General features: G+C 69.5%; 1 protein-coding gene. It reads right to left on the bottom strand.

The genetic code is table 11. From position 1 onward, the window contains the following. Positions 1–918, bottom strand: a 918-nt coding sequence (locus D3H34_RS33050) for a [protein-PII] uridylyltransferase family protein (RefSeq protein ID WP_491047162.1), incomplete at both ends; no start/stop codon positions are given.

The following is a 918-nucleotide window of genomic DNA, read 5'->3' as shown; positions in this document are numbered from 1 at the left end:
GCACATGGGTCTGCTGGTCGTCGAGGTACTGGATGCGGTGCTCGACCTGGCGCAGAAAGGTATAGGCCTGGGCCAGTGCTTCGGCAGTCTCGGCCGACATCAGGCCCGAGCGCGACAGGCGCTGCAAGGCTTCGAGCGTGGGCCGGCAGCGCAGTTCGGGAAACTGCCCGCCGCGCACCACCTGCAGCAGCTGCACGGTGAATTCGATTTCACGGATGCCGCCACGCGACAGCTTGACGTCGTTCGCGCGCCCCGGATGCCCCGCGCTGCGCTTGGCCGCGTGCTCGCGGATCTGGCGGTGCAGCGAACGCAGCGCATCGAACACGCTGTAGTCGAGGTAGCGGCGGAAAACGAACGGCAGCACCACTCCGCGCAGCGCCTGCACTTCGGGCGAGCGCACGCTGTCGCGCGGCGCGACCACGCGGCTCTTGAGCCAGGCGAAGCGCTCCCACTCGCGGCCCTGGGTCTGCAGGTATTCCTCGAGCGCGGCCAGCGACACCGCCGGCGGCCCGGAATTGCCGTTGGGCCGCAGCGCCAGGTCGACGCGGAACACGAAGCCGTGCTCGGTGACTTCGCCGATCAGCGCATAGATGCCCTTGACCGCACGCGCGAAATACTCATGGTTGGACGTGCGCCCGCGGCCGTCGGCCAGGCCGGCGGTTTCGCCTTCGTGCTCATAGACATAGATCAGGTCGATGTCGCTGGACACGTTGAGTTCGCGCGCGCCGAACTTGCCCATGCCGATGATCCACAGCGGCACCGGCTGGCCGTCGGGGCCGGTCGGCGCGCCGTGGCGGCTGTCGAGGTCGGCACGCACATGGCTGCAGGCCCGGTCCAGCGCCACTTCGGCCAGCTGGGTCACGGCCTGCGTGACCACCGCCAGCGGCGCCTGCTGCGCGCAGTCGAGCTGCAGCAGCC

This window comes from Acidovorax cavernicola (assembly GCF_003581445.1).
This window is presented reverse-complemented; position numbering and strand designations above follow the sequence as displayed.